At 49.9% G+C, this 20,698-nt stretch carries 20 protein-coding genes; 10 read left to right on the top strand and 10 right to left on the bottom strand.

Translation table 11 applies throughout. From position 1 onward, the window contains the following. Window positions 1-49 precede the first annotated feature (49 nt). Window positions 50-325, top strand: coding sequence for a TMEM165/GDT1 family protein (locus BD_RS07825; protein ID WP_144313814.1), 276 nt, complete (start codon window positions 50-52; stop codon window positions 323-325). Here BD_RS07825 and BD_RS07820 read toward each other — a convergent pair. Both BD_RS07820 and BD_RS07815 read right to left on the bottom strand, forming a co-directional pair. Continuing rightward, a complete protein-coding gene (locus tag BD_RS07820; RefSeq protein ID WP_011164187.1) occupies window positions 322-861 on the bottom strand; it encodes a hypothetical protein in 540 nt (179 codons plus the stop codon). The genes BD_RS07825 and BD_RS07820 overlap by 4 nt on opposite strands. Window positions 862-1,126: 265 nt before the next feature. Continuing rightward, window positions 1,127-3,193, bottom strand: a complete 2,067-nt coding sequence (locus tag BD_RS07815) for a sodium-translocating pyrophosphatase (protein ID WP_011164186.1) — start codon at window positions 3,191-3,193, stop codon at window positions 1,127-1,129. A gap of 200 nt (window positions 3,194-3,393) precedes the next feature. Here BD_RS07815 and BD_RS07810 point away from each other — a divergent pair, with 200 nt between their 5' ends. From BD_RS07810 to BD_RS07800, 3 genes are all read left to right on the top strand, one after another. After that, a complete protein-coding gene (locus BD_RS07810) occupies window positions 3,394-3,924 on the top strand; it encodes an RNA polymerase sigma factor (RefSeq protein ID WP_144313813.1) in 531 nt (176 codons plus the stop codon). Further along, entirely contained in the window at window positions 3,921-4,442 is a 522-nt protein-coding gene (locus BD_RS07805) for a hypothetical protein (RefSeq protein WP_011164184.1), read from the top strand. The genes BD_RS07810 and BD_RS07805 overlap by 4 nt, the downstream gene beginning before the upstream one ends. Window positions 4,443-4,570: 128 nt before the next feature. Then, entirely contained in the window at window positions 4,571-8,668 is a 4,098-nt protein-coding gene (locus BD_RS07800) for a tail fiber domain-containing protein (RefSeq protein WP_011164183.1), read from the top strand. A 40-nt stretch (window positions 8,669-8,708) separates the two neighbouring features. Here BD_RS07800 and BD_RS07795 read toward each other — a convergent pair whose 3' ends face one another. Next, window positions 8,709-9,455: an endonuclease/exonuclease/phosphatase family protein gene (locus tag BD_RS07795; RefSeq protein WP_011164182.1), complete on the bottom strand. Its 747-nt coding sequence runs from the start codon at window positions 9,453-9,455 to the stop codon at window positions 8,709-8,711. Between the two features lie 2 nt (window positions 9,456-9,457). Continuing rightward, window positions 9,458-10,447: a cysteine synthase A gene (cysK, locus tag BD_RS07790; protein ID WP_011164181.1), complete on the bottom strand. Its 990-nt coding sequence runs from the start codon at window positions 10,445-10,447 to the stop codon at window positions 9,458-9,460. Window positions 10,448-10,550: 103 nt separating this feature from the next. Here cysK and BD_RS07785 point away from each other — a divergent pair, with 103 nt between their 5' ends. Next, window positions 10,551-10,973 carry a PPC domain-containing DNA-binding protein gene (locus tag BD_RS07785; protein WP_011164180.1) on the top strand — a complete coding sequence of 141 codons (423 nt, stop codon included), beginning with the start codon at window positions 10,551-10,553 and terminating at the stop codon, window positions 10,971-10,973. 1 nt (window position 10,974) lies between these two features. Here the strand turns inward: BD_RS07785 and BD_RS07780 are convergent, their stop codons facing one another. The 3 genes from BD_RS07780 to BD_RS07770 all read right to left on the bottom strand — a co-directional run bounded on the left by BD_RS07780 (window position 10,975) and on the right by BD_RS07770 (window position 12,602). Beyond that, a complete protein-coding gene (locus tag BD_RS07780; protein ID WP_011164179.1) occupies window positions 10,975-11,295 on the bottom strand; it encodes a hypothetical protein in 321 nt (106 codons plus the stop codon). A gap of 252 nt (window positions 11,296-11,547) precedes the next feature. Then, window positions 11,548-12,135: a mobile mystery protein B gene (locus BD_RS07775; RefSeq protein WP_011164178.1), complete on the bottom strand. Its 588-nt coding sequence runs from the start codon at window positions 12,133-12,135 to the stop codon at window positions 11,548-11,550. Then, window positions 12,132-12,602 (bottom strand): mobile mystery protein A, encoded by a 471-nt coding sequence (locus BD_RS07770; RefSeq protein WP_011164177.1) that lies wholly within the window; start codon window positions 12,600-12,602, stop codon window positions 12,132-12,134. Before BD_RS07770 ends, BD_RS07775 begins: the two co-directional genes overlap by 4 nt. 293 nt (window positions 12,603-12,895) lie before the next feature. On the opposite strand from BD_RS07770, the gene BD_RS07765 reads away from it, so the two are divergent. Together BD_RS07765 and BD_RS07760 are read left to right on the top strand one after the other, a co-directional pair. Then, window positions 12,896-14,374, top strand: a complete 1,479-nt coding sequence (locus BD_RS07765) for a nitronate monooxygenase (RefSeq protein WP_011164176.1) — start codon at window positions 12,896-12,898, stop codon at window positions 14,372-14,374. A gap of 112 nt (window positions 14,375-14,486) precedes the next feature. Beyond that, window positions 14,487-14,957 carry a hypothetical protein gene (locus BD_RS07760; protein ID WP_226988110.1) on the top strand — a complete coding sequence of 157 codons (471 nt, stop codon included), beginning with the start codon at window positions 14,487-14,489 and terminating at the stop codon, window positions 14,955-14,957. 24 nt (window positions 14,958-14,981) lie between these two features. On the opposite strand, the gene BD_RS07755 is transcribed toward BD_RS07760, so the two are convergent. The 3 genes from BD_RS07755 to BD_RS07745 all read right to left on the bottom strand — a co-directional run bounded on the left by BD_RS07755 (window position 14,982) and on the right by BD_RS07745 (window position 18,499). Continuing rightward, entirely contained in the window at window positions 14,982-15,590 is a 609-nt protein-coding gene (locus BD_RS07755) for a glycerophosphodiester phosphodiesterase (RefSeq protein WP_011164174.1), read from the bottom strand. Between the two features lie 78 nt (window positions 15,591-15,668). Continuing rightward, complete coding sequence (locus tag BD_RS07750) at window positions 15,669-16,496, bottom strand: class I SAM-dependent methyltransferase (protein ID WP_011164173.1); 828 nt, start codon at window positions 16,494-16,496, stop codon at window positions 15,669-15,671. Window positions 16,497-16,618: 122 nt separating this feature from the next. Beyond that, a complete protein-coding gene (locus tag BD_RS07745; RefSeq protein WP_011164172.1) occupies window positions 16,619-18,499 on the bottom strand; it encodes a polysaccharide biosynthesis protein in 1,881 nt (626 codons plus the stop codon). A gap of 131 nt (window positions 18,500-18,630) precedes the next feature. Between BD_RS07745 and BD_RS07740 the strand changes: the two genes are divergently transcribed. Genes BD_RS07740 through BD_RS07730 form a run of 3 tightly spaced genes read left to right on the top strand, consistent with a single transcriptional unit; the run spans window position 18,631 to window position 20,695 of the window. Continuing rightward, window positions 18,631-19,212, top strand: a complete 582-nt coding sequence (locus BD_RS07740) for a PglD-related sugar-binding protein (protein ID WP_011164171.1) — start codon at window positions 18,631-18,633, stop codon at window positions 19,210-19,212. A 50-nt stretch (window positions 19,213-19,262) separates the two neighbouring features. After that, the gene (locus BD_RS07735; RefSeq protein WP_011164170.1) at window positions 19,263-19,826 is read left to right on the top strand and encodes a sugar transferase; all 564 of its coding nucleotides are present in this window, start codon (window positions 19,263-19,265) and stop codon (window positions 19,824-19,826) included. After that, a complete protein-coding gene (locus BD_RS07730; protein WP_011164169.1) occupies window positions 19,826-20,695 on the top strand; it encodes an NAD-dependent epimerase/dehydratase family protein in 870 nt (289 codons plus the stop codon). Before BD_RS07735 ends, BD_RS07730 begins: the two co-directional genes overlap by 1 nt. Window positions 20,696-20,698: the final 3 nt, after the last annotated feature.

The raw sequence follows: 20,698 nt of genomic DNA, 5'->3' as shown, positions 1-20,698 counted from the left end.
CTCACCTATCCTTTTATCACTAGGTTTTCATTTTTCGAACAAAGGACCCATGATGGATTGGAAGATTTTTGCCAGCACCTTTATCACTATATTTTTGGCTGAAATGGGAGACAAGACCCAATTTGCTGCGTTGGCTGCATCTTCACAAACAAAGTCGACAATGACGGTATTACTGGCCGTTGTGTTGGCTCTGGGTCTGGCTGGCGCCCTGGGAGTGATCTTTGGAAAATTCCTGGGGACCATGTTAAGCCCCCAAGTCATGAAGTACGTTTCCGGCAGTTTGTTTATTCTGGTCGGTATCTGGGTTCTGGCAGCGAAGTCCTAATACAGCGTGTATCCACAATACTCGGCACGGTCCGTGTCGAGTCCGTTCATTGAATTCATCAAACGAAAGCGCGCCGTTTTACCAACCAGCTCTGGCGAGTTCAGGGCTTGAGTGAACTGCAATTGCAAATAGCGGCGTCCGTTGTCCTGAATCACAAAACCTTCACCGACTCCGTTGAGCTTCACGCGCCCACTGTGGCCATCGATACTGAAACGCGATTGCAACCTTGTATCAAAGGCCACATCATCCAAAGTGAATTCACGATAGCGCATATCAAAGGTTTGATTGGAGTGCAGATAAAGCTCTTGCTGCGAATGCAGTACGGCTGCGGGATCCGTCCACATTTGCGTGCCTGCCGCCACCAGAATACTGAAAGACAGATCACCTTGGGTGCAGTCACCCTTGGTCTGATAAAACATTTCAGAAGGAATTTCGTAAAGAATTTCGGACGGACCAATCATCGATTCGATGCCGCCGCAGGAAGAAAGCAGTAAAGCCAAGAGTGTTCCGTAAAGTGCAAGTTGTGGTTTACGCATACTTGTTTATACGACCTGCCAAACAGACTTGTCACAAGTTTGGTGTCAGAATGGCCCGAGGTCCTGTGGACAAAAAAAAGAAAACCCCACAAGTGTTAGCTTGTGGGGTTTGAATTGTAACCAGGAAGAAAGTCCAGCTACGCCTCCTCGGCAGAGCCGGAGTCCAGCTACGCCTCCTCGGCAGAGCCGAAGTCCAGCCTTCGCGACCGCTTACACTCCGGCAGTGCCGGAGTAGCGGCCCTACGGCCTCCTGCGCTGCCGCGCCTTAGCCGCCGATAGTAGCGATCAATTGAGCGATCAACAAAGATACGACGGACATAACTTTGATAAGGATCGCAACGCCAGGACCGGAAGTGTCTTTGAACGGGTCACCGACAGTGTCACCAACAACCGCTGCTTTGTGAGCATCGGAACCTTTTGGATGACCTGGAAGGCCGCCTTTTTCGATGTATTTCTTAGCGTTATCCCATGCACCACCCGCGTTCGCCATGAACAGGGACATAGTTGCACCGACAGCCAAACCACCAGCAAGTAGACCTGCCAAAGCCTGAGGCCCCAACAAGAAACCAACTGCCACTGGAGCAAGGATCGCGATCATACCTGGCAGGATCATTTCGAACAATGCAGCCTGAGTTGCAATGTCCACGATCTTAGCTGGTTGTGGTTCCGCTTTACCTTCACGAAGACCTGGGATTTCTTTGAATTGACGAGCGATCTCTTGAACGATTTTCTGAGCCGCTTTACCAACCGCAGTCATTGTTGTCGCACCCACCAGGAATGGAAGGATAGAGCCCAACAAGATACCGATCAGAACGCCGGAAGAAGTCAGATCCAAAGACATTTTAGCAAGACCCGCGCCCTCACGAACGTGGTTTACTTCCATGTTGAATGCAGAGAACAATGCCACAACTGTCAGGATCGCAGAACCGATCGCGAAACCTTTACCGATAGCTGCCGTTGTATTACCAACCGCATCCAATTCGTCAGTGATCGCACGAACGTCTTTGCCCAGACCGGACATTTCAGAGATACCACCCGCGTTGTCAGCGATTGGACCGTAAGCATCTACAGTCATTACAACTGCAGTACCAGCCAACATACCCACTGCCGCCATTGCGATACCGTACAGACCCAAAGCCTGGTCAGCCACGTAAGCTGCGATAACAACGATCAACATTGGGATCGCTGTGGATTCCATACCCACTGCCAAACCACGGATCACACCAGTGCCCGCACCAGTCAAAGCCGCTTCAGCAACCAGACGGATGGGACGAGCCGCTGTGTAGTACTCAGTGATCAAACCGATCAAAGCACCACCGAACGCACCCGCAGCCAAAGCCACAGTCACACTCTGATTGATGCCGAACATCGGAAGAATGATGTAAGCAGCGATAGTCAAAAGAATTGGAGGGAAGATCAAAGCATTACGCAATACAGTTGCAGGCTTGCCGTTTTTGAACGCGCGAGCAGCAAAGATAACGATGATAGAGATCACCAGACCCAAAGTGGACAACAGGATTGGCAATGCAACACCGGCAACACGCACCGTCTCAGCATCCGCACCCGTCATCAAAGCAGAAAGACCTTCTGCAGGGATTGTCAAAGCAATCGCCATAGCAGAAACGATCGCAGCAACCATGGACTCATAGATGTCTGCGCCCATACCAGCAACGTCACCCACGTTGTCACCAACGTTGTCGGCGATTACACCAGGGTTACGAGGGTCGTCTTCAGGGATGTTTTCTACAACTTTACCAGCGATGTCGGCACCCACGTCCGCCGCTTTAGTGTAGATACCACCACCGATACGCGCAAATAGAGCGATAGAGGAAGCACCCACTGCGAAGGAGTGAAGGATTGTGCCCAGGTGAGCATCACCCTGGAAGGCAACATACAAACCACCAAGACCGATCAAACCAAGACCTGCAACGGAAAGACCCATTACAGCGCCGCCGTCCAAAGCAACCAGCAATGCCGCCGCTTTAGAACCGCCAGCTGCGGCTTGAGAGGTACGAACGTTGGCATAAGTTGCCGCCTTCATACCGAAGAAGCCCGCAAGCAAAGACAGGAACGCACCCAGGATGAAGGATCCTGCTGCGATACCGCCCAAGGCGAACCAAAGAGCCAAGCCTACGACGATTGCGTAGACGAAAAGGACCTTGTACTCACGCACAAGGAACGCCATAGAACCTTCGCGCACGTAGGACGCGATACGATTCATTGTCTCATTGCCCGCTGGTTGTGCCTTCACGCGAAGGTACAGAGCCAAAGCAACGATCAAACCAACGACCCCTGCAATTGCAGGAGAGATCAGCAAAGATTCACTAAACATGTTGCACTCCGTTTATGATTTCTCGTTTTAATTACGAAGGCTTAGAGTTACCGCGTCTCATTACATCGAGTCAATCTGGGAGGGGGCCGTAGCAGCTGAATTTGCACCGCATTATGCTCAACGATTGGGCATAATTCACTTCTGCCGCCCTTTTAACGATGCGTTGCTTTCCTAAAAAGCTCAGCGTACCTTCAGGGAACATGAATGACTTGAGTGACGAGGATCTATTAATAAAACTTGCTGAGGGCGAACGCAAAGCCCTGGACATCCTCTATCTAAGACATTCGGGCCGCGTGCTCAGTTATGCCTTAAAAAGACGCCTTTCCCAAGAGCGCGCCGAAGACTTGCTGCAGATCGTGTTTTTGCAGATTTACCGTAAAAAACACCTGTACGACCCCAAACACTCGGCCCTGGCCTGGATTTATGTCATCACCCGAAGTGAGCTAAAAGACTATAGAAATCGCGAAATCAAAGATTTCCTCGAGTGGGACGATTCCCTGTCACAAACATCAGAGTCCTCTCCTATACTAGAACAGAAGGACGAGGCCGAAGCCCTGTTACAGGACCTGAAGCCCCGGGAGCAGGAAATCCTGCGCCTGCGCTATCTGGACGAGATGGAATACAACGAAATCGCGGCTCTTTTGCAGGAGTCCGAAAGCAACATCCGCCAGATTGTTTCGCGCAGTCTGAAGTTCTTAAGAGGCCAAAAACCGAAAGGAGTGTCGAAATGAAAGATATCAAAAAAGACTTTGAATCATTTGCTGAAGACAGCTCCCCGGCTGGATCCTCTTTTGTCTTGAATAAAATCAACAGCACTCTGCAAGCGGAACTGCCATCCCCATGGAAAGTGGCTGGCAAACTGGGGATTGCCCACACCGTGGCAACCTCCGTGACGCTAGCCTCCTGTTCGCAGTTTGGTGTGACCCTGTTTAATACCGGCCATGATCTGATGCATTCGTTTATGAATATCAGCGAGACTTTCTGTCACAGCTTGTGTGGTGCCTACTATCTGGCGGCCACTTTCCTGCTGGCGCGAATGATATTGAATCGCGAAGAGTGGCTGGTGCTTTTGAAAAACCGCACGTTGAGTATTGCCAGTCTGGCTTTGGTATCTTTGGGAGTGTTCTCGTCGCTTAGTCACGAAGTCACATGGGAAAGTGCGCTGTTATGGTTCTTTGGCGCCGCCTTGGGGGCCGAACTAATGACCGTACGCAAGCAGGCCCTCAAAAGACTCCTGCACGATATTTAATTCATTTAACGAGGCAGGAGCTTATTTTTGCTCCCCCACCTGGGGGAAAAGCGCGTCTCATACCTGAACGTCATTCTTAAAAATCTGAAATCACTGTAGTTTTCAGTCAAGAAGCCGATAAGACAGGCATGAGCAAACGAACGTTAATGGTGCTCTGTTTGACCCTGTTCATCTGTACTTTCTGGCTCCAGTTAGGTTATGCAGCACCTTCCAATCTGACTTATCAAGGGCGAATTATTAAAGCCGATGGCACTCCATTGGAGTACGGCAACACCAGCTTCTTATTTGAAATCACCAGCCCCAACGGCAACTGTGTGATCTATCGCGAACAACGCGATGGCGTGAGTATGCTGAATTCCAAAGGCGTCTTTGATGTGCCGATCGGATCTGGCACCAAACTTTTCCCGGCGGATCCTCTGTTCACACTTTTGGATTCTTTCAACAACTCGCTGGTGCACAACTGCTTTGGCGGCGCCACTTACACCGCGGGCACTGGTGATGTGCGTCTGTTGAAAGTTCAGTTCCACGACGGTTCCGGCTGGAAGGTGATTTCGCCGGCCAATGAAATTCGCTCTGTTCCCTACTCTGCCTACGCTCTGTCGGCGGAGAAACTGGGAAACAAAGTTGAAGCAGACTTTGTTCTGAAAGCCGCAGTTCCAACCTGTTTGGCCAATGAGTTCCTTTCCTGGAATGGCACAGCGATGGTGTGTGCTCCGGTCAGTGGGGCGGCTGGTGGCACAGTCACGGAAGTGACTTCAAGCAATTCCTATATCACCGTTGCGAACTCCACCTCGGCTCCAGCCCTGACTCTGAACGTGGGCTCCGCCGCAGGCACTGTCGCTGCCGGCAATGACCCCCGCTTGTCTGACTCCCGCACGCCGACGGGCTCAGCAGGAGGAGACCTGGCGGGCACGTTCCCAAGCCCCTCCGTTGTGAAAATCCAGGGCGTGGCCGTCTCCAGCACGGCCCCCACCAGTGGCAAGTTCTTTAAACATGACGGCGCCCAGTGGATTCCATCCTCTATTGAAATCACAGACGTGACCAATCTTTCCACAAACCTGGCCAGCTATCACACGACGGCGGCCTTTAATGCAGCCGTCGGCAGTGCGAATTGCGCGGCTTATGAAACTCCGTACTGGAGTTCTGTGTCGGGTTCGTTCCAGTGTCAGGCGATCAATGTATCTGTCGCGGGTGACGTGAGTGGCAGCATTGGCGCAGTGACGGTGAATAAAATCAAAGGCGTGAATGTGGACATCACGGGACTTGCCACTGGGCAGGTCTTGAAATACGACGGGACGAAGTGGGCTCCCGCCAACGACAGCAATGGCGGCGGCACCGTGACCAATATAGCCACAGGCACCGGTCTTTCTGGAGGCCCGATTACTTCCACGGGAACAATCTCCTTGGCGAACACTTCTGTCACTGCCGGATCTTACGGGGCCGGTACGCAGGTCCCCAGCTTCACCGTGGATGCACAAGGTCGCTTGACGGCGGCTGGCAACGTGGCGATCCCGACATCCAGTGGCTCCACGGCAGGTCTTTTGACTTCGACAGACTGGAACACGTTTAACAATAAACTGAGCACAGCATCGACGTTTGCTGGTGATGTCAGCGGCACTTCCGCAGCATTAAGTGTTGATAAAATCAAAGGCACGGCCGTCAGTGCAACAGCGCCGACTTCCGCGCAGATTCTGATTTACAACGGCACTCAGTACACGCCTTCTTCTTTAAGTGGAGACGCGACGATGTCCGCCACGGGAGTCGTCACTCTTAAGAACACCGGCACCGCGGGAACTTACACGAAAGTCACCACAGATGCTCAAGGACGCGTGACTTCGGGCACGACTCTGGCCGCGGCTGATGTTCCTTCCTTGGATTGGACAAAAATCACCACGGGTAAACCCACCACCTTGTCAGGATATGGAATCACAGATTCCGTTCAAAATGCCGGCGGCACGCCAAGCGTGCAATCCGGAACGGTGGCCAGCCGCCCAGCGGCAGCTACGGCAGGACGTCTTTATATTGGCACTGATGACAACTCCCTTTACCGCGACACCGGAAGTGCGTGGGTCAAAGTCGGCGATGGCGCGGGCTCTAACGGTGTTACAACTGTCACGGCAAGTGCTCCCCTGGCTTCCAGCGGTGGCACTTCTCCGAATATCACCCTCACTCAGGCCAACACCACGACCAATGGTTATTTGAGCTCGACAGACTGGAACACCTTTAACAACAAGCTGGGAACGGGCTCGACTTTCTCTGGCGATGTCAGTGGTACGTCCGGCACGACCAGTGTTGATAAGATCAAAGGCAAAGCTGTGACTCCAGCCGCGTATGCAACAGGCCAAACTCTGCGCTACAACGGCACCGACTGGGTGAATACACTGCTAGGCTTTGCAGATATCAGTGGCTCAATTGCCACGTCTCAATTGCCAGTGGTTCCCGTTTCAAAAGGTGGTACGGGCGTGAGTTCACTGACCGCCAATCGTCTTTTGGCAAGTGATGGCACTGGCGCCACCGTGACCGCGTTCACGTGCGCTGTGGGCCAGCTGATGACCTTTGACGCTGGCGGGGTGATGGGCTGTACAAGCTACGCTTCTTCGGGCCTTTTTGCCAATGGCGGGAATAGTTTTGGTGCTGCTGCGACTTTAGGAACTAACGATGCTCAGGCGTTGAATCTTGAAACCAATAGTACGACGCGGATGACGGTGCTTAGTACAGGGGAAGTGGGTATTGGCACAACCACCCCCACATTCCCATTGGAAGTTCAGGCTTCTGCAACTACCAGCAAAGGCATCCAGATCAACAATACAAACAACACCGGGGGCGCTTACATCAACGCCAAAGCCGGAACCAACAGCCTCAGCCTCGGCACTTGGGGCCAGGGCAGCGGAAGTGCCCTGACTTACATCGAATCGAATTCCAACTGGAATTTCAAAATCAACACTTACTCCAACACAGCCATTACCTTTGCAACCAACACCAGCGGTGGCGCGAACGAGAGAATGCGCATTGATAATGCAGGCAACGTTGGTATCGGCACAGCCTCCCCGAGCTCACTGTTGCATGTGACCACGTCCGCCGCGTCACCTCCGGCAGTGCTCGTGCGTAACTCTTTGTCTCCGGCTCCGACGGCGACGGTCACTCAGAACTTGCACGCGATTTGGAATACAATTTTGGTCGGCTCGGCGCAGTCATTTACCGGAGCGCTTTACGGGGCCGTAAATCGTATCGAAGATTCAGCCGGGCAAACAGGCAACATCAGTAACGCTATTGGCTCGGTTAACGACGTTCATCACAAGTCCGCCTCCACGATGTCCAATGCAACGGGTCTGCAGGCCAATGTGCAAAACACTTCCACTGGTACAGTGACTCTGGCCAAAGCGGCCTATCTGACTGTCGCCAACACCGGGGGCGGAACCATCGACACAGGTTACGGTCTGCATATCGGCTCTATTGCCGGAACGACCAAGTACGGCATCTATCAGGATGACACGGCTTCAACCAACGTCTTCACCGGTAATACCGGTATCGGCACCAATTCGCCCAACACCAAACTGCATGTCGAGGGGAACACCTTCGTCAAAGACAGACTGTACGTTTATAACAACTCCGGCTGGGGCTCTGTGACTCCGGGTATTGCTCTGGCCATCGGGGATCAGGACACGGGGCTTGAATGGGTGACTGACGGGGTTTTGCAGATTTATTCCAACAACGCCGCCCGCATGCACTTTGCGATCAATGGAAATGTCGGAATTGGAACAACGACTCCGGGATACAGACTCGATGTCAATGGAACCCTTCGCGGGTTTGGGATCACCGATTCTTCAGATATCCGTCTGAAACGTGACATTGCCTCGCTGTCTTCTTCAGAGGCCTTGCAACGCATCCTGAAGATTCAAGGTGTCAGTTACAACTGGAAAAATCCAGAATATGGCAAGCGCCCGCAACTGGGCTTTATTGCGCAAGAGCTTGAAAAGATTTATCCCGAGCTTGTCGAAACCGACCCCCAGGGCATGAAGTCGGTGAATTACTCGCACTTGGTGTCCCCTTTGGTGGAAGCTATCAAGGCGCTGTATGATGAAGTCAGCGCCTTGAAAGACTCACTGGCCGACAAAGACCAGCGTATTCTGGCTCTGGAGCAGGACAAAGCCCAAAAAGACAAAGAGCTGGCAGAACTGAAAGCCCGGATGGATCGATTGGAAAAAGCTGTACTTAACAGCAAGTAAAGCTGACGCAGTGTAGACTCGAAAAAGAACCGGGAACCTTTTAGAGTTTGAGGGTGATTTCCAGGGGGAAATGATCGGAGCTTACGATCGTGTGGTGGACTTTGGCTTTGACCACGTCAAAGCCACGGACAAAGACGTGATCCAACTTCAGGATGCGCCCGTCATCTTCCAAATCCAGATGCTCCAGGCCCAACTCACGGAAGATGGACTTCATGATCATGTAGCGTTTAAAGTTCCAGGTGTTGAAGTCCCCGGCCAACACCACGGGGCCGTCGAAGTGTGAGATCTTCTCTGCGATTTCGTACAGCGAAGACGTGAACGCTTTTAAGGTCACAAAATTCAACACATGCGTGCAGACGAACAGGGCTTTCTTTTCACCGAAACTGTATTCACTGAACAGGGTCAGCTTGGGCGTCAGCCAGAACAGCTCGCGGGTTTTGGACCGGATAAAGTCCACCGACAAAGGTGTCAGCTTTGAACCAATCGCGACCCCGGTGCTGGAAAGATCTTTTTTATAGTGAAAACTCTGCGCCAGATGCCATTCATAGGCGGAAAAATCCGAGCGCCACATGGCGGGCATGCGCTGATCAAGCAAAGCCTCTTGCAGGAAAATAAAATCCTTGTTTTCCCCCAGCCGCTTGAAGTCCTGCTCAAACAGATGAGCCTTCTGCCCCTTGTAAACGTTCCAGACAAAGATATCAAACTGCGAAGATGCCAGAGGAAGCTTTGGGGCCTCTCCGATTTTCAGCAGCACTTTTTCTTTGGCCGGAACGATAAAAGGAACCATTTTTACTTCACTTTACTCAGGTAATTTTCATCCACCGTAGCGACAGGCAAACTCAATGCCTCTGCCCGTTCCTGTTCGGCCAACAAGGTCGACAGATACCGTTCGGTGGTGCTTGGAATAATCACGACGATATTCTTACCGCGGTTTTCCTCTTTCGCCGCTTGGCGAAGACCGGCACTGATCGCCGCCCCCGAGGAAATCCCCACCGGGATGCCTTCTTTTTTGATCACTTCCCGAGCCACTTTTATGGACTCTTCCGAAGACACCTGCTCCACCCCATCGACAACAGATCTGTCCATCACGCTGGGAACAAAACCTGCCCCCAGGCCCTGGATCTTGTGAGGCCCGGGTTTACCGCCGGAAAGCACCGGGCTTTCAGCCGGTTCGACAGCGATGATTTTGATGTTTTTGTTTTTGGCTTTAAGCACGGTGCCCACACCAGTGATGGTGCCGGAAGTCCCGACGCCGCTAACGACCATATCGACCTTGCCATCGGTGTCGTTCCAGATTTCAAGAGCCGTGGTTTCTTTGTGAATGGCCGGATTGGCCGGATTGTCAAACTGACGAGGCATCCAGGCATTGGGTGTTTGTTCCAGAAGCTCCATGGCTTTGGCAATGGCCCCCTTCATACCCAAGGGCCCCGGAGTCAGAATAATTTTCGCCCCCAGCATCAGCAGCAACGTGCGGCGCTCTTGAGACATGGTTTCTGGCATGGTCAGAGTGATATCATAACCTTTGGCAGCGGCCACAAAAGCCAGCGCAATGCCTGTGTTGCCGCTTGTGGGTTCGATAATTTTCATCCCAGGCTTTAGCTGACCTGAGCGCTCGGCGTCCTCGATCATCGCCAGACCGATGCGGTCTTTGACGGATCCCAGGGGATTAAAGAACTCAAGCTTTAGCAGAAGACGCCCCGGCAAACCTTTGCCGATTCTTTGCATTTCGATTAAGGGGGTTTGACCAATGGTTTTCGTGATATCAGAATATATTCTCATAAGATGCCGATCTCCGTATCTTCCATGATACTCCCGTTGCGGGACCGGACAAAGATGAAGTTTATGGTTTTTTGTTTTCATTTCGTTAATAAGGGGAAATCCTATGGCAACTGAACCTTTTTCCAGCACGAACACCAGCTATTGTTTCCGTTTGAGACCGGGCCAGGACTTAAAAAAGGAACTCTTGTTCTATTGTCAAAAGTACCACCTTCATGCGGCCTGCGTCGTGAGCGCCGTCGGCAGCGTCGATAAGGCGCATTTACGTATGTCTGGCGGCAAGGACGTTGTGGAGTTCCAGGGGCCGTTTGAGATTGTGTCCTTGTCCGGAACGCTGGGACCCGATGGGGCTCACTTGCATATGGCGATTAGCAACTATGAAGGTCAGGTGATCGGAGGGCATTTGATGGATGGCTCGGTGATTCACACGACGGCCGAGATTGTGCTTTTGGAAAATCATGATCTGACTTTCCACCGGGAAGTGGATGGACATACCCAATACAAAGAACTGGTGATTAAAAAACGCTGACTCAAGCCTCTTTTTTAAGTTTTAGAGCTGGAAATACTTTACGAATTTCTTCGACATCGACGAGACTTCCTTGCACATAGGCATGAATCACAAACCCCAAAAGAGTTTGATAAGGAATGCCTTTTCTTTCTGCAACCGCCTTAAAACCTTCAAAGTCCGCTTGTGTTAATCGCGCCGTAAACTTTGCTTCTTTCTTTTCTTTTTCACGTCTTAAAACTTCGTTCCGAGCATTGATTGCGGCAACTTTTTCTTTACTGACGGACTTCCAGCTTGAAAAATTATCTTCCAACTCTTTTTGGGTGGGAATTCGTTTTCTTTTCATAATCCATACTCCTTCTTAAGTTTGCGGCTCTTATACATGGTTATATATCTTTCCGGAGGGATTTATCCGCCTCATAGATTATACCTACTTGTATGGCAAATAGCCATACTTTTAATATCTGTGTAATTCCATAGGGATAAGCAATGATTATGCAGAAACGAACGACTTAACAATGGAGGCTGGCAGGACAGAGATTCCGAATCTCGCCCAGCCACAACCCAGTAAAGGATTTGGCTTGAGTCATTTTTAGATTTAGCTCTTGGCAAAATTTAACAGGGGGCCATACTCCCCTGCTTTATCCGCCAACTTTAGACAACGAATATATTCTTTGCGCAAGTGCCCCGCCAAGGCCAGACTGGCGCGCCCCCAGGTAAAACCAGAATACCCTTGCTGCTTCAGAAATAGATCCGTCGCCAATCGTGCACAACGCCCGTTGCCGTTCGGGAAGGGATGAATATACACAAGACGATGATGAAAACGGATGGCAATTTCTTCGACTGAGAAAGTCTGATTCTGCAGCCAGTAGCTGATATCACCCAAAAGAATAGCCATATCACTCTGAATCGACAGCGGCGACACACCTATGTTGGTTTGCCGAGTTCTCAAGTCCCCGGCCCAACGCCAGGTGTCCTCAAACATCTTCTGATGCAGCCGCTTCAGCCCGGTCAGGCTTAGCAGATCCTTTTTCAAAGACCTGCTGGATTCGGCCCACAGAATGGCCCGCGCGATATTGGCCGCCTCAAATTCATCCAGCTCCCCGTGAGTGGTCAAGCCCGGGATCAGACCACGCAAGGTCTCATCATCCAAAGGTGTGGCTCCGGGGATGTCTGGGATTTTCATTTTTTCCGGCTCCAGATACGGCGATCTTCGTTGCGCAACAACTCTTGGGCAATTTCTTCGGTAAGCGCTTTTTGTGCGGATTTGGACGTCGCTTGCAATTCAAGACTCATCGAGTGTTCACTGGATTTGACGATTTCATCGGCAACTTTAAGGGCCTGAGCCTCCAAGGTCTTTTGCAGCCCCTGCTTAGGGACAAAGTAATAAACGAATTCGCAGTTCATGGCTTCTGCCGCCTTTCTTAAAGACTCCAGCGTGACGGTGCCTGCCGCCTCGTTCTTTTCAAGCCCTTCGATTCGCTGTTTGATGACTCCCAAACGAGTGGCCAGATCATTCATCGACATCCCCAGGGCGGTGCGGATTTCGCGCACCCAACCCGTTTTGGGCGTCTTTAAGGCACCAATTCCCTGCGCCGCATAAAACTGCCGGTCCAATTGAGCTCTTCTCAATTTTGCGGTTTTGGATTTCACAAGTCCCCCATTCGTCTATCTATAGATAGATATAATACAACATATCGTCTATTTTTAGATAGACCTATAGGTATAAATTATCTACTTAAAAGTAGACGTAATTGGTATTTTTAGAGGGAACAAACTGAATCTGTCTTAGAAACTCTATTTCCACAGTCTAGCTTTGGTCAATGTATATGTAAATTATATGTAAATACTAGACCTTTTGGGTCGCCGCTCCGAAACGAACATAAAATTAACCCGAGTGGCTTTATATGTTTGATGCCTACTTCGCCCCCCGATAGATTGCTCGGATGCAATTTAATCATCCGATCGTAATACAAGGTGGCATGGGGATCGCAGTCTCTGACTGGCGTTTGGCAAAGACAGTTTCACAAACAGGCCAGTTGGGCGTTGTTTCTGGAACTGCGATCAATTCAGTTCTAGTTCGTCGTCTGCAAGATGGTGATGCTGCCGGCGACTGCCGCCGTGCTTTGAAAGCCTTCCCTTCCCAGGAAATCGCTCAGAAGATTCTGGACACATATTTCATCGAAGGTGGTCGCCCAGCGAACCAGCCTTACAAACGTCCTCCGATGTTCAACCTGGAATCTCCAAAGGCCTTGTTACAGCTGACTGTGGCCGCAAGCTTTGTTGAAGTGTGGCTGGCGCGTGAAGGTCACAATGGTTTGATCGGCTTGAACCTTTTGGAAAAAGTGGTTCTGCCAAATCTGGCGTGCCTTTACGGCGGCCTGCTGGCGGGTGTGGATTACGTGATCATGGGTGCGGGTATTCCGCGTGAAATCCCGGGGGCTTTGGATCTGCTTGCTCAGAACCAAAAAGCGACTTTGAAAGTTCCGGTCGCGGGTGCGGCTGAAGATGGCATTACATCTTTTGATCCGCAGTCTGTGATGGAGGGCACTGAGCTTGTCCCACTGAAACGCCCTTACTTCTTCCCGATCGTTTCCTCTGCAATTCTGGCAGCGAATCTGAAAAAGAAATCCACAGGTCGCGTCGATGGCTTTATCGTGGAAGGTCCTTTGGCTGGCGGCCACAATGCGCCTCCACGCGGTCCAATGAAGTTGAATGAACGCGGCGAGCCGGTTTATGGAACTCGCGATGAAGTGTGCTTGAAGGAAATGGCGGCTTTGGAGCTTCCGTTCTGGATGGCGGGTTATTATGCGACTCCGGAAAAGCTGGCTGAAGTTCGCGCTCAGGGTGCACACGGCGTTCAAGTGGGAACTTTGTTTGCCTTCTCGGAAGAATCCGGCGTGAAGGAAGAACACAAGGCCCAGGCTTTGAAGAAAATCACGACCGAAACTGCCCCTGAAGGTGGCTGGATCTTTACCGATCCTCGCTCTTCACCAACGGGTTTTCCGTTTAAGGCCGCTCGTCTTTCGGGAACTATTTCTGAAGAAGCTTTGTACCTGTCCCGCAAACGTATTTGCGATCTGGGTTATTTGCGCCATGCTTACCAAAAGCCAGACGGCAGTGTGGGTCAAAGATGCCCTGCTGAACCGGTGAATGATTATGTTAAAAAAGGCGGCTTGGAAGAAGACACTGTCGGACGCAAATGTCTGTGCAATGCTTTGATGGCTGACGTTGGCATGGGGCAAATCCAGGCCGGCGGCGTGGAAGAGCAGCCTTTGTTGACGGCGGGTGATGACTTGAACAATGTCGCTCGTATGTTGAAGGGAAAAAGCTCTTACAGTGCGAGGGATGTTGTGGCTTATCTGCTGGGCCTTGATGGCACGGCACAGGTTGCACTTCAATCTGAGGCCCCGCTGACAGTATAAGTTTAATAAACTGTCGAAATTTTTGACTGTTGCCACTCAGCTTGAAACAGGTTGTTCTTTTATATGGAGTTCTTTATTCGATTGCGGATAATGAACTTCAGCGGAGGACTTCATGAAGAAGTTAATGGCAGCAGCGACGTTGTCTCTATCAATGATGATTACCACTTCTAACGCCCTTGCCGACAATGCCATCGGTATTGTGCTGGGCGATCCATCGGGGATCTCAGGACGAGCTTCCCTGGATGGACAGCATTCCATCGAAGGCGCCCTGGCCTATGCCACGGGGGACCATTCCGGACTTCATATTCACGCCACGTACCTTTGGGATCGCGCCCGGACTTTTGCTGTGCAAGGTGGCGGTCCGATTGAGATGTATTATGGGCTTGGGGTGCGGTTGATTAACTTCAACAAGGGCGAGCACGATGGCGAGCTGGCCATCGGTCCGCGTGCCCCGCTGGGGTTGCTTTATAATATTAATAATCCGGACATTGAGATCTTTGGGGAGCTTTCCGTTGCGGTGGATTTGACGCCGGAGACGGATGTGGATTTGGACGTGGGGATTGGGGTGCGGTTGAGGTTTTAAGCCCCCGTCCGGGCATAAAAACGGCTATCTGCAAATAACCTGAAACTTGTAGTTTTGGACCTCAATACCGTTTCTATAAGCAATATCACACATTGATTTTCTTAATGTCCTGTCGGAATAGTCATATAAAATAACTACTTTATCATGATCTACGATCAACTCTTTAACCATATCCTCAAAACGTTTGATCGAATCACTTCCGGCAGCTTTCATATCGATAAGAACAGTTGCGAATCTTCGCCCCGTCAACATACTTACGACTTCTTGCATGGTGGGCACCTTAAACCCACCCTTCATTCTTGGCATTTCTGACAGCATTGTTTTAGAAATCACAACATTCTTTTCACCATAGCTACAGGTATCTGAATCATGCATGATGATCAACTCATTGTCCCTGGTGGATCGCACGTCAAACTCGACGGTTGAGACTTCCGACGCAATTAGGTCTTTCAAGCTCTCTAGCGAATTATGGGGGAAGCTATGTCCTGAAGATTTAGTTGCCATGCGATGGCCTTCATATGAAATATCGGCCGGGTAAATAGCATTGCTGCCGCACTCTTGGGCGCAGCCTACCAAAAAACCACTCAAGCAAAATAACAACGCCCATATCAATACATTCTTAAAACCAATCATGGCTTATAAATATATCTTTATTTGTTTTGTAAACTCAAGAGGTACCTATTTTTTCGACATACGACCAGGACAATTTCGCTAAGTCACAAAGTCATGGGCCAAGTTAGTTTTTCTACCAACCGCTGTGCGGGGTTCCGCCGTTTTGACGAACTCGACGAGCAAATGATTCTGCAACAAAATAGCAGGAGAAAGCGCTAACGCAAAAACTTCGCGGACCTGGTTTGCGGCATCAGCCCCCTGCTTTCTTTTCATTCGACGATACGACGCCCATGAAAAATAGCAGACAAAAGGATAAATCAAAGGAAACAACATCAGGGCTGTATAATTCACCCGATTCGCATGAACTTTGACCAGCTCCAAGCCGGCAAGTTTTGCAAAGAGCCTAAGTCTTTGGATACCAATAAGATTCACATGCCCAAAATACATCTTGTTTTGGCGATCGGGATTGAACCAAACGCTGTCGATTTCATTGGGTGGCATAATCTTACCCATGAGTTCACTTTCATTAAAAAGGTACGACATTCGAGCCCGCAAATTGGAATAATTGGGAGTTGTGACCAATAATGTGCCCTGGCTTTTAAGAACTCGCGCGAACTCGGCCAGAACCCGGAGCTGATCGGTTACGTGTTCTATGCCCTCCTGACACAAGATAAAGGCGAAAGTTTGATCTGCATATGGAAGTTTTTCGGCGAGGTCGACATAGGCACAGTTGATCTCTGGAACACGGAAGAATTCTGGAATCAGGTCGCCGGCAACGACGTTGGCACCCAGAGCATGAAGCTGCCTTGCTGAAACACCATTCCCGGCTGGCAAATCCAGGACATCTTTGCCAGCAAAGAAATCCTTTCGATTCTCAATCCAATTTTGTACGTAAAACTTAATGTCTTTTGAACCGAAGAAATACATAGTTCCAGCCGCATGAAGGTTGATGAAACTATATTGTTGTTTAGTTGAAATATGATTTCAACTTAAGACTGTGACGCTAGCGCTCGCCAGCAATCGTCCGATCACACTTGCCACTTAAGCACTTAAGTCGGCTTATACTCCGGCACCAATCTTTTTAGCACCTCGCGCACGGCAGGCTCATCACCCGTACTGCATGCGCTGCGCATCTGATCTAAAGACTGCATAAGCTTAGACAATTCGATCGAAGCCTCTTCCGCTGTCATGATTCGAGGGTGAGCAGTCCAGCTTACGTTTTCACCGATAAGCAATTCTTCATACAGCTTTTCGCCAGGGCGAAGTCCGGTGAATTCTATACTGATATCACCTTGTCCGGTATCTGGGTTTCGAACCTCAAGACCACTGAGCTCGATCATCTTTTTTGCAAGATCCACGATCTTTACTGATTCGCCCATATCAAGCACGAAGACATCCCCGCCCTTACCCATGGCTCCGGCCTGCAAAACAAGCTGAGCCGCTTCGGGGATGGTCATGAAGTAACGAGTGATATCGGGATGAGTTACAGTAACCGGGCCCCCGTGACGAATCTGTTCTTTAAACAAAGGTACGACAGAGCCGGAGGACCCTAGTACATTTCCGAAACGAACCATGCAAAAACGCGTAGAATGGGACTTATCCTGAGACAACCCTTGCAAAACCAGCTCGGCCAGACGTTTTGAAGCACCCATAATGTTTGTTGGTCGAACCGCCTTGTCGGTGGAAATCAGAACAAAGGTTTCTACCTTACATTTGATAGCCGCTTTTGATGCCGACAGGGTTCCAAAGACATTGTTCACAATGCCCGCAATGACATTGGATTCAACAAGGGGCACGTGTTTATAGGCAGCCGCGTGATAGATCGTTTGAACTCCGTGGCTTGCGATAATTTTTTCTAAATGTTCGGTATTTAGAACATCACCCAGAACCGGCACAACTTCAAAATTAATACGGTGCTTAAGGATATCTTGCTCGATCTTGTACAGTGCGTACTCGGCCTGCTCAAAGATGATCAGCTTCTTCGGGGTGTTCAAGATGATCTGCCGACACAACTCAGAGCCAATAGATCCGCCCGCCCCTGTCACCAATACGACCTTATCGCGAATGCATGACTTAATCAGGTCTTCAAACGGTGGAACAGGATCGCGGCCCAACAGATCCTCGACGCCCACCTCGCGGATGTCTTCGATACGGACCTTACCATCGACAAGTTCGCCAATGCCTGGAAGAGTTTTTAAGCGAATGTCGACATTTTCGAAACGTTGGATGATTTCACGGCGGCGGGATCTGCTTGCTGAAGGCATTGCGATGAGAAGCTGATTGCAGTCCTCAGCACCCATGATATTCAAAGCTTCGTCAGGAGAGTAAACGCGGATACCAGCAACACTAGTCCCGTGCAGCTGTCTATTATCGTCGAAGAATGCAACCGGCCTGAACTCAGGACCGGACATCAGTGCCAAAGCCGTTTGCAAACCAGATCGGCCTGCACCGTAAATAGCTACGGGTTGCCTGCGATCTTGCTCTCGCTCTAAAGAGCGCAACACACCTCGGGCGATAAAACGACTCGAAGTAATATAAGCAATCGCAATAATCCAGTAAATCACTATGGATGAACGCGGAACACCCGTAACATTTCCCATTACTACGGCCGCGGTAAGCAGCAACACAGAAAGACTCACACCATAAAAGACAGTAGCAATAATTCGATCATCCATGTATCGGATAACTGCGCGATACAAACCGACACGAACAAAGATGGGAACAGTCAGAAATGGAATAGCAAGAAACAGCCACCAAAACGGAGAAACTTCGGGACGAATTGTACCCAACCGCAAAGCTATTGCTGAATACAACGCCAGCGGAAGAAGAATGACGTCGCAGAAAAGCATGATGAAAATCTTAATTCTTCGCGGCAGCCCCGCAATACGCACAAACATCTGAGATTCCTTATAAAACCAGTGATGGATCATTACATAAGGAACTTTGATCTACAATATTTCAAATCTAGGCTATGGCGCACCCCCATCAAAGAACTCACAATCAGATATCAACATTGACACAGACCTCTAGATTTTGAAACGTTGTGACTTGAGGGATATTAATGACTAAGACACCCATCATCGTTATTGGGGCTGGCGGACACTCCAAAGTAGCATCTGAAATCATCTCTAGTAGCAGCTGGGAGATCATCGCCTATATTGACGAAGGCAGCACCTCCGCCACTTTCCTAGGAAAGCCCGTCTTTAAAACCCTAGCACTGACCCAGAGCTCCCACCCTACCGTACGCCATGCATTTGTTGCTATCGGTGACAACGTTGCTCGATCTCGTTGGTCCAGTATTCTTCTTGAAAATGACTACACAATTCCTCACTTTACTCACCCTTCAGCCTCCGTTTCTCCAAGTGCCGAACTGTCTCAAGGTGTTTTAGTGTGCGCCATGGCTGTCGTTGGCCCCTCCGCCAAAGTAGGTGACGGCACCATCGTCAATTGTGGGGCAATCGTTGACCATGATTCGACAGTAGGAAGGTTCACTCACTTGAGCCAAGGGGTGGTGATCGCCGGGGGAGCCCAAGTTGGCTCAAACTCTCTAGTTGGTCCCGGTAGCATCATTGAAAAACTCGCCGTTGTTCCCGGGAACACAGCCTTACCATCGGCGACTGTAGTTGAAACGGCGCGCAAATAGTGCTTTATATGGAAACGTAATTCATCTCACTATAGTATCAGTGCCTATCTATGATCAAACGTATCTTCGACCTTGCTCTTTGTATTATTGCTTTCGCAATTTTTGGAATCCCACTGCTGCTCGTCTATGCAGCGGTCAAATTAACCTCAAAAGGCCCCGCCCTTCACTGGTCCAAACGAGTGGGGCGTGACAATAAGATTTTCCTTATGCCCAAATTTCGCTCCATGATGGTGGACACCCCCCAAGTAGCTACGCACCTGTTAGCAGATCCTAAAAAGTATCTGACACCCATTGGTGGGCTGATCCGAAAAACAAGCTTGGACGAATTGCCCCAGCTTTTATCGGTCCTTACTGGCGACATGAGCTTCGTAGGGCCAAGACCGGCCCTATTCAATCAGGATGACTTGGTTGCCCTGCGCACCCAGTATGGAGTTGAAAAACTAAAGCCAGGGATCACTGGATGGGCCCAAGTAAATGGACGCGATGAGCTGCCTATTCCAGTTAAAGTTGAGTTCGATAAATACTATCTGGACAACAAATCCATTACCTTAGACATCAAAATTCTGTTCATGACAGTTCTTAAGGTAATGCGCAGTGACGGAGTTAGCCACTAATGATTAAGGTCTTGTTAACTGGCGCATCTGGCTTTGTTGGCAGCAATTTTCTGCAACGTCATGGCAAAGAGTTCGCTATCACCACGGTAAGCTTAAAATCATCTTCCCCTGAAGCGCTGAACCTTAGCTCCTATGATTGTATTCTTCACTGCGCAGCTCTCGTGCACCAGATGCAAGGTGCTCCAGAGGAACAATATTTTACAATCAATTACGAATTGACAAAAAAACTGGCCGACACGGCCAAAAGAGCCGGAGTTCATCACTTTATTTACATAAGTACGGCGCACGTGTTTGGAGACTCAGGAGACTTGTACCAACACGACAAAAGACTCAATGAAAAGTCACCATGTCACCCTCATGACCCTTACGGCAAAAGTAAACTTGCGGCAGAAGAATACCTACAATCTATTTCCAGCGAAGCATTTACAGTTTCAATTGTAAGGCCGCCAATGGTTTATGGTAGAGGCGCCAAAGGAAATATACTCAGCCTTATCAAGTTAGTAAAAAAGGCCCCCTTTATTCCTTTAGGATACAGGGAAAATGCCAGGAGCATTGTTTCCGTAGGAAATCTTTGCCACTACCTATCGCTAGTTATCAAAAAAAGAGCCGCAGGAGTCTTCCTTCCGCAAGATAGAGAACCTATCTCCATTGGAGCCCTGGTCGAATCTATTGCGCTTGCTTTGGGAGTGAAACGTATTATCTTCACACCACCCCAGATACTGCTGAAAATTCTTTTCCTTTTAACACCTAAAATCTCACTACGTCTTTTTGGAACTCTTGCCATGAACAGCGCAGAAGGCGACAAAATCATTGGATACAATGCACCTTTGTCTACCCAGGAGGGACTGGCTGAGATGATTCAGAACTGAGAT

The organism is Bdellovibrio bacteriovorus HD100 (genome assembly GCF_000196175.1).
Taxonomy (GTDB): domain Bacteria; phylum Bdellovibrionota; class Bdellovibrionia; order Bdellovibrionales; family Bdellovibrionaceae; genus Bdellovibrio; species Bdellovibrio bacteriovorus.
The sequence above is the reverse complement of the archived record's forward strand: the minus strand, read 5'-3'. Positions and strand labels throughout refer to the sequence as shown.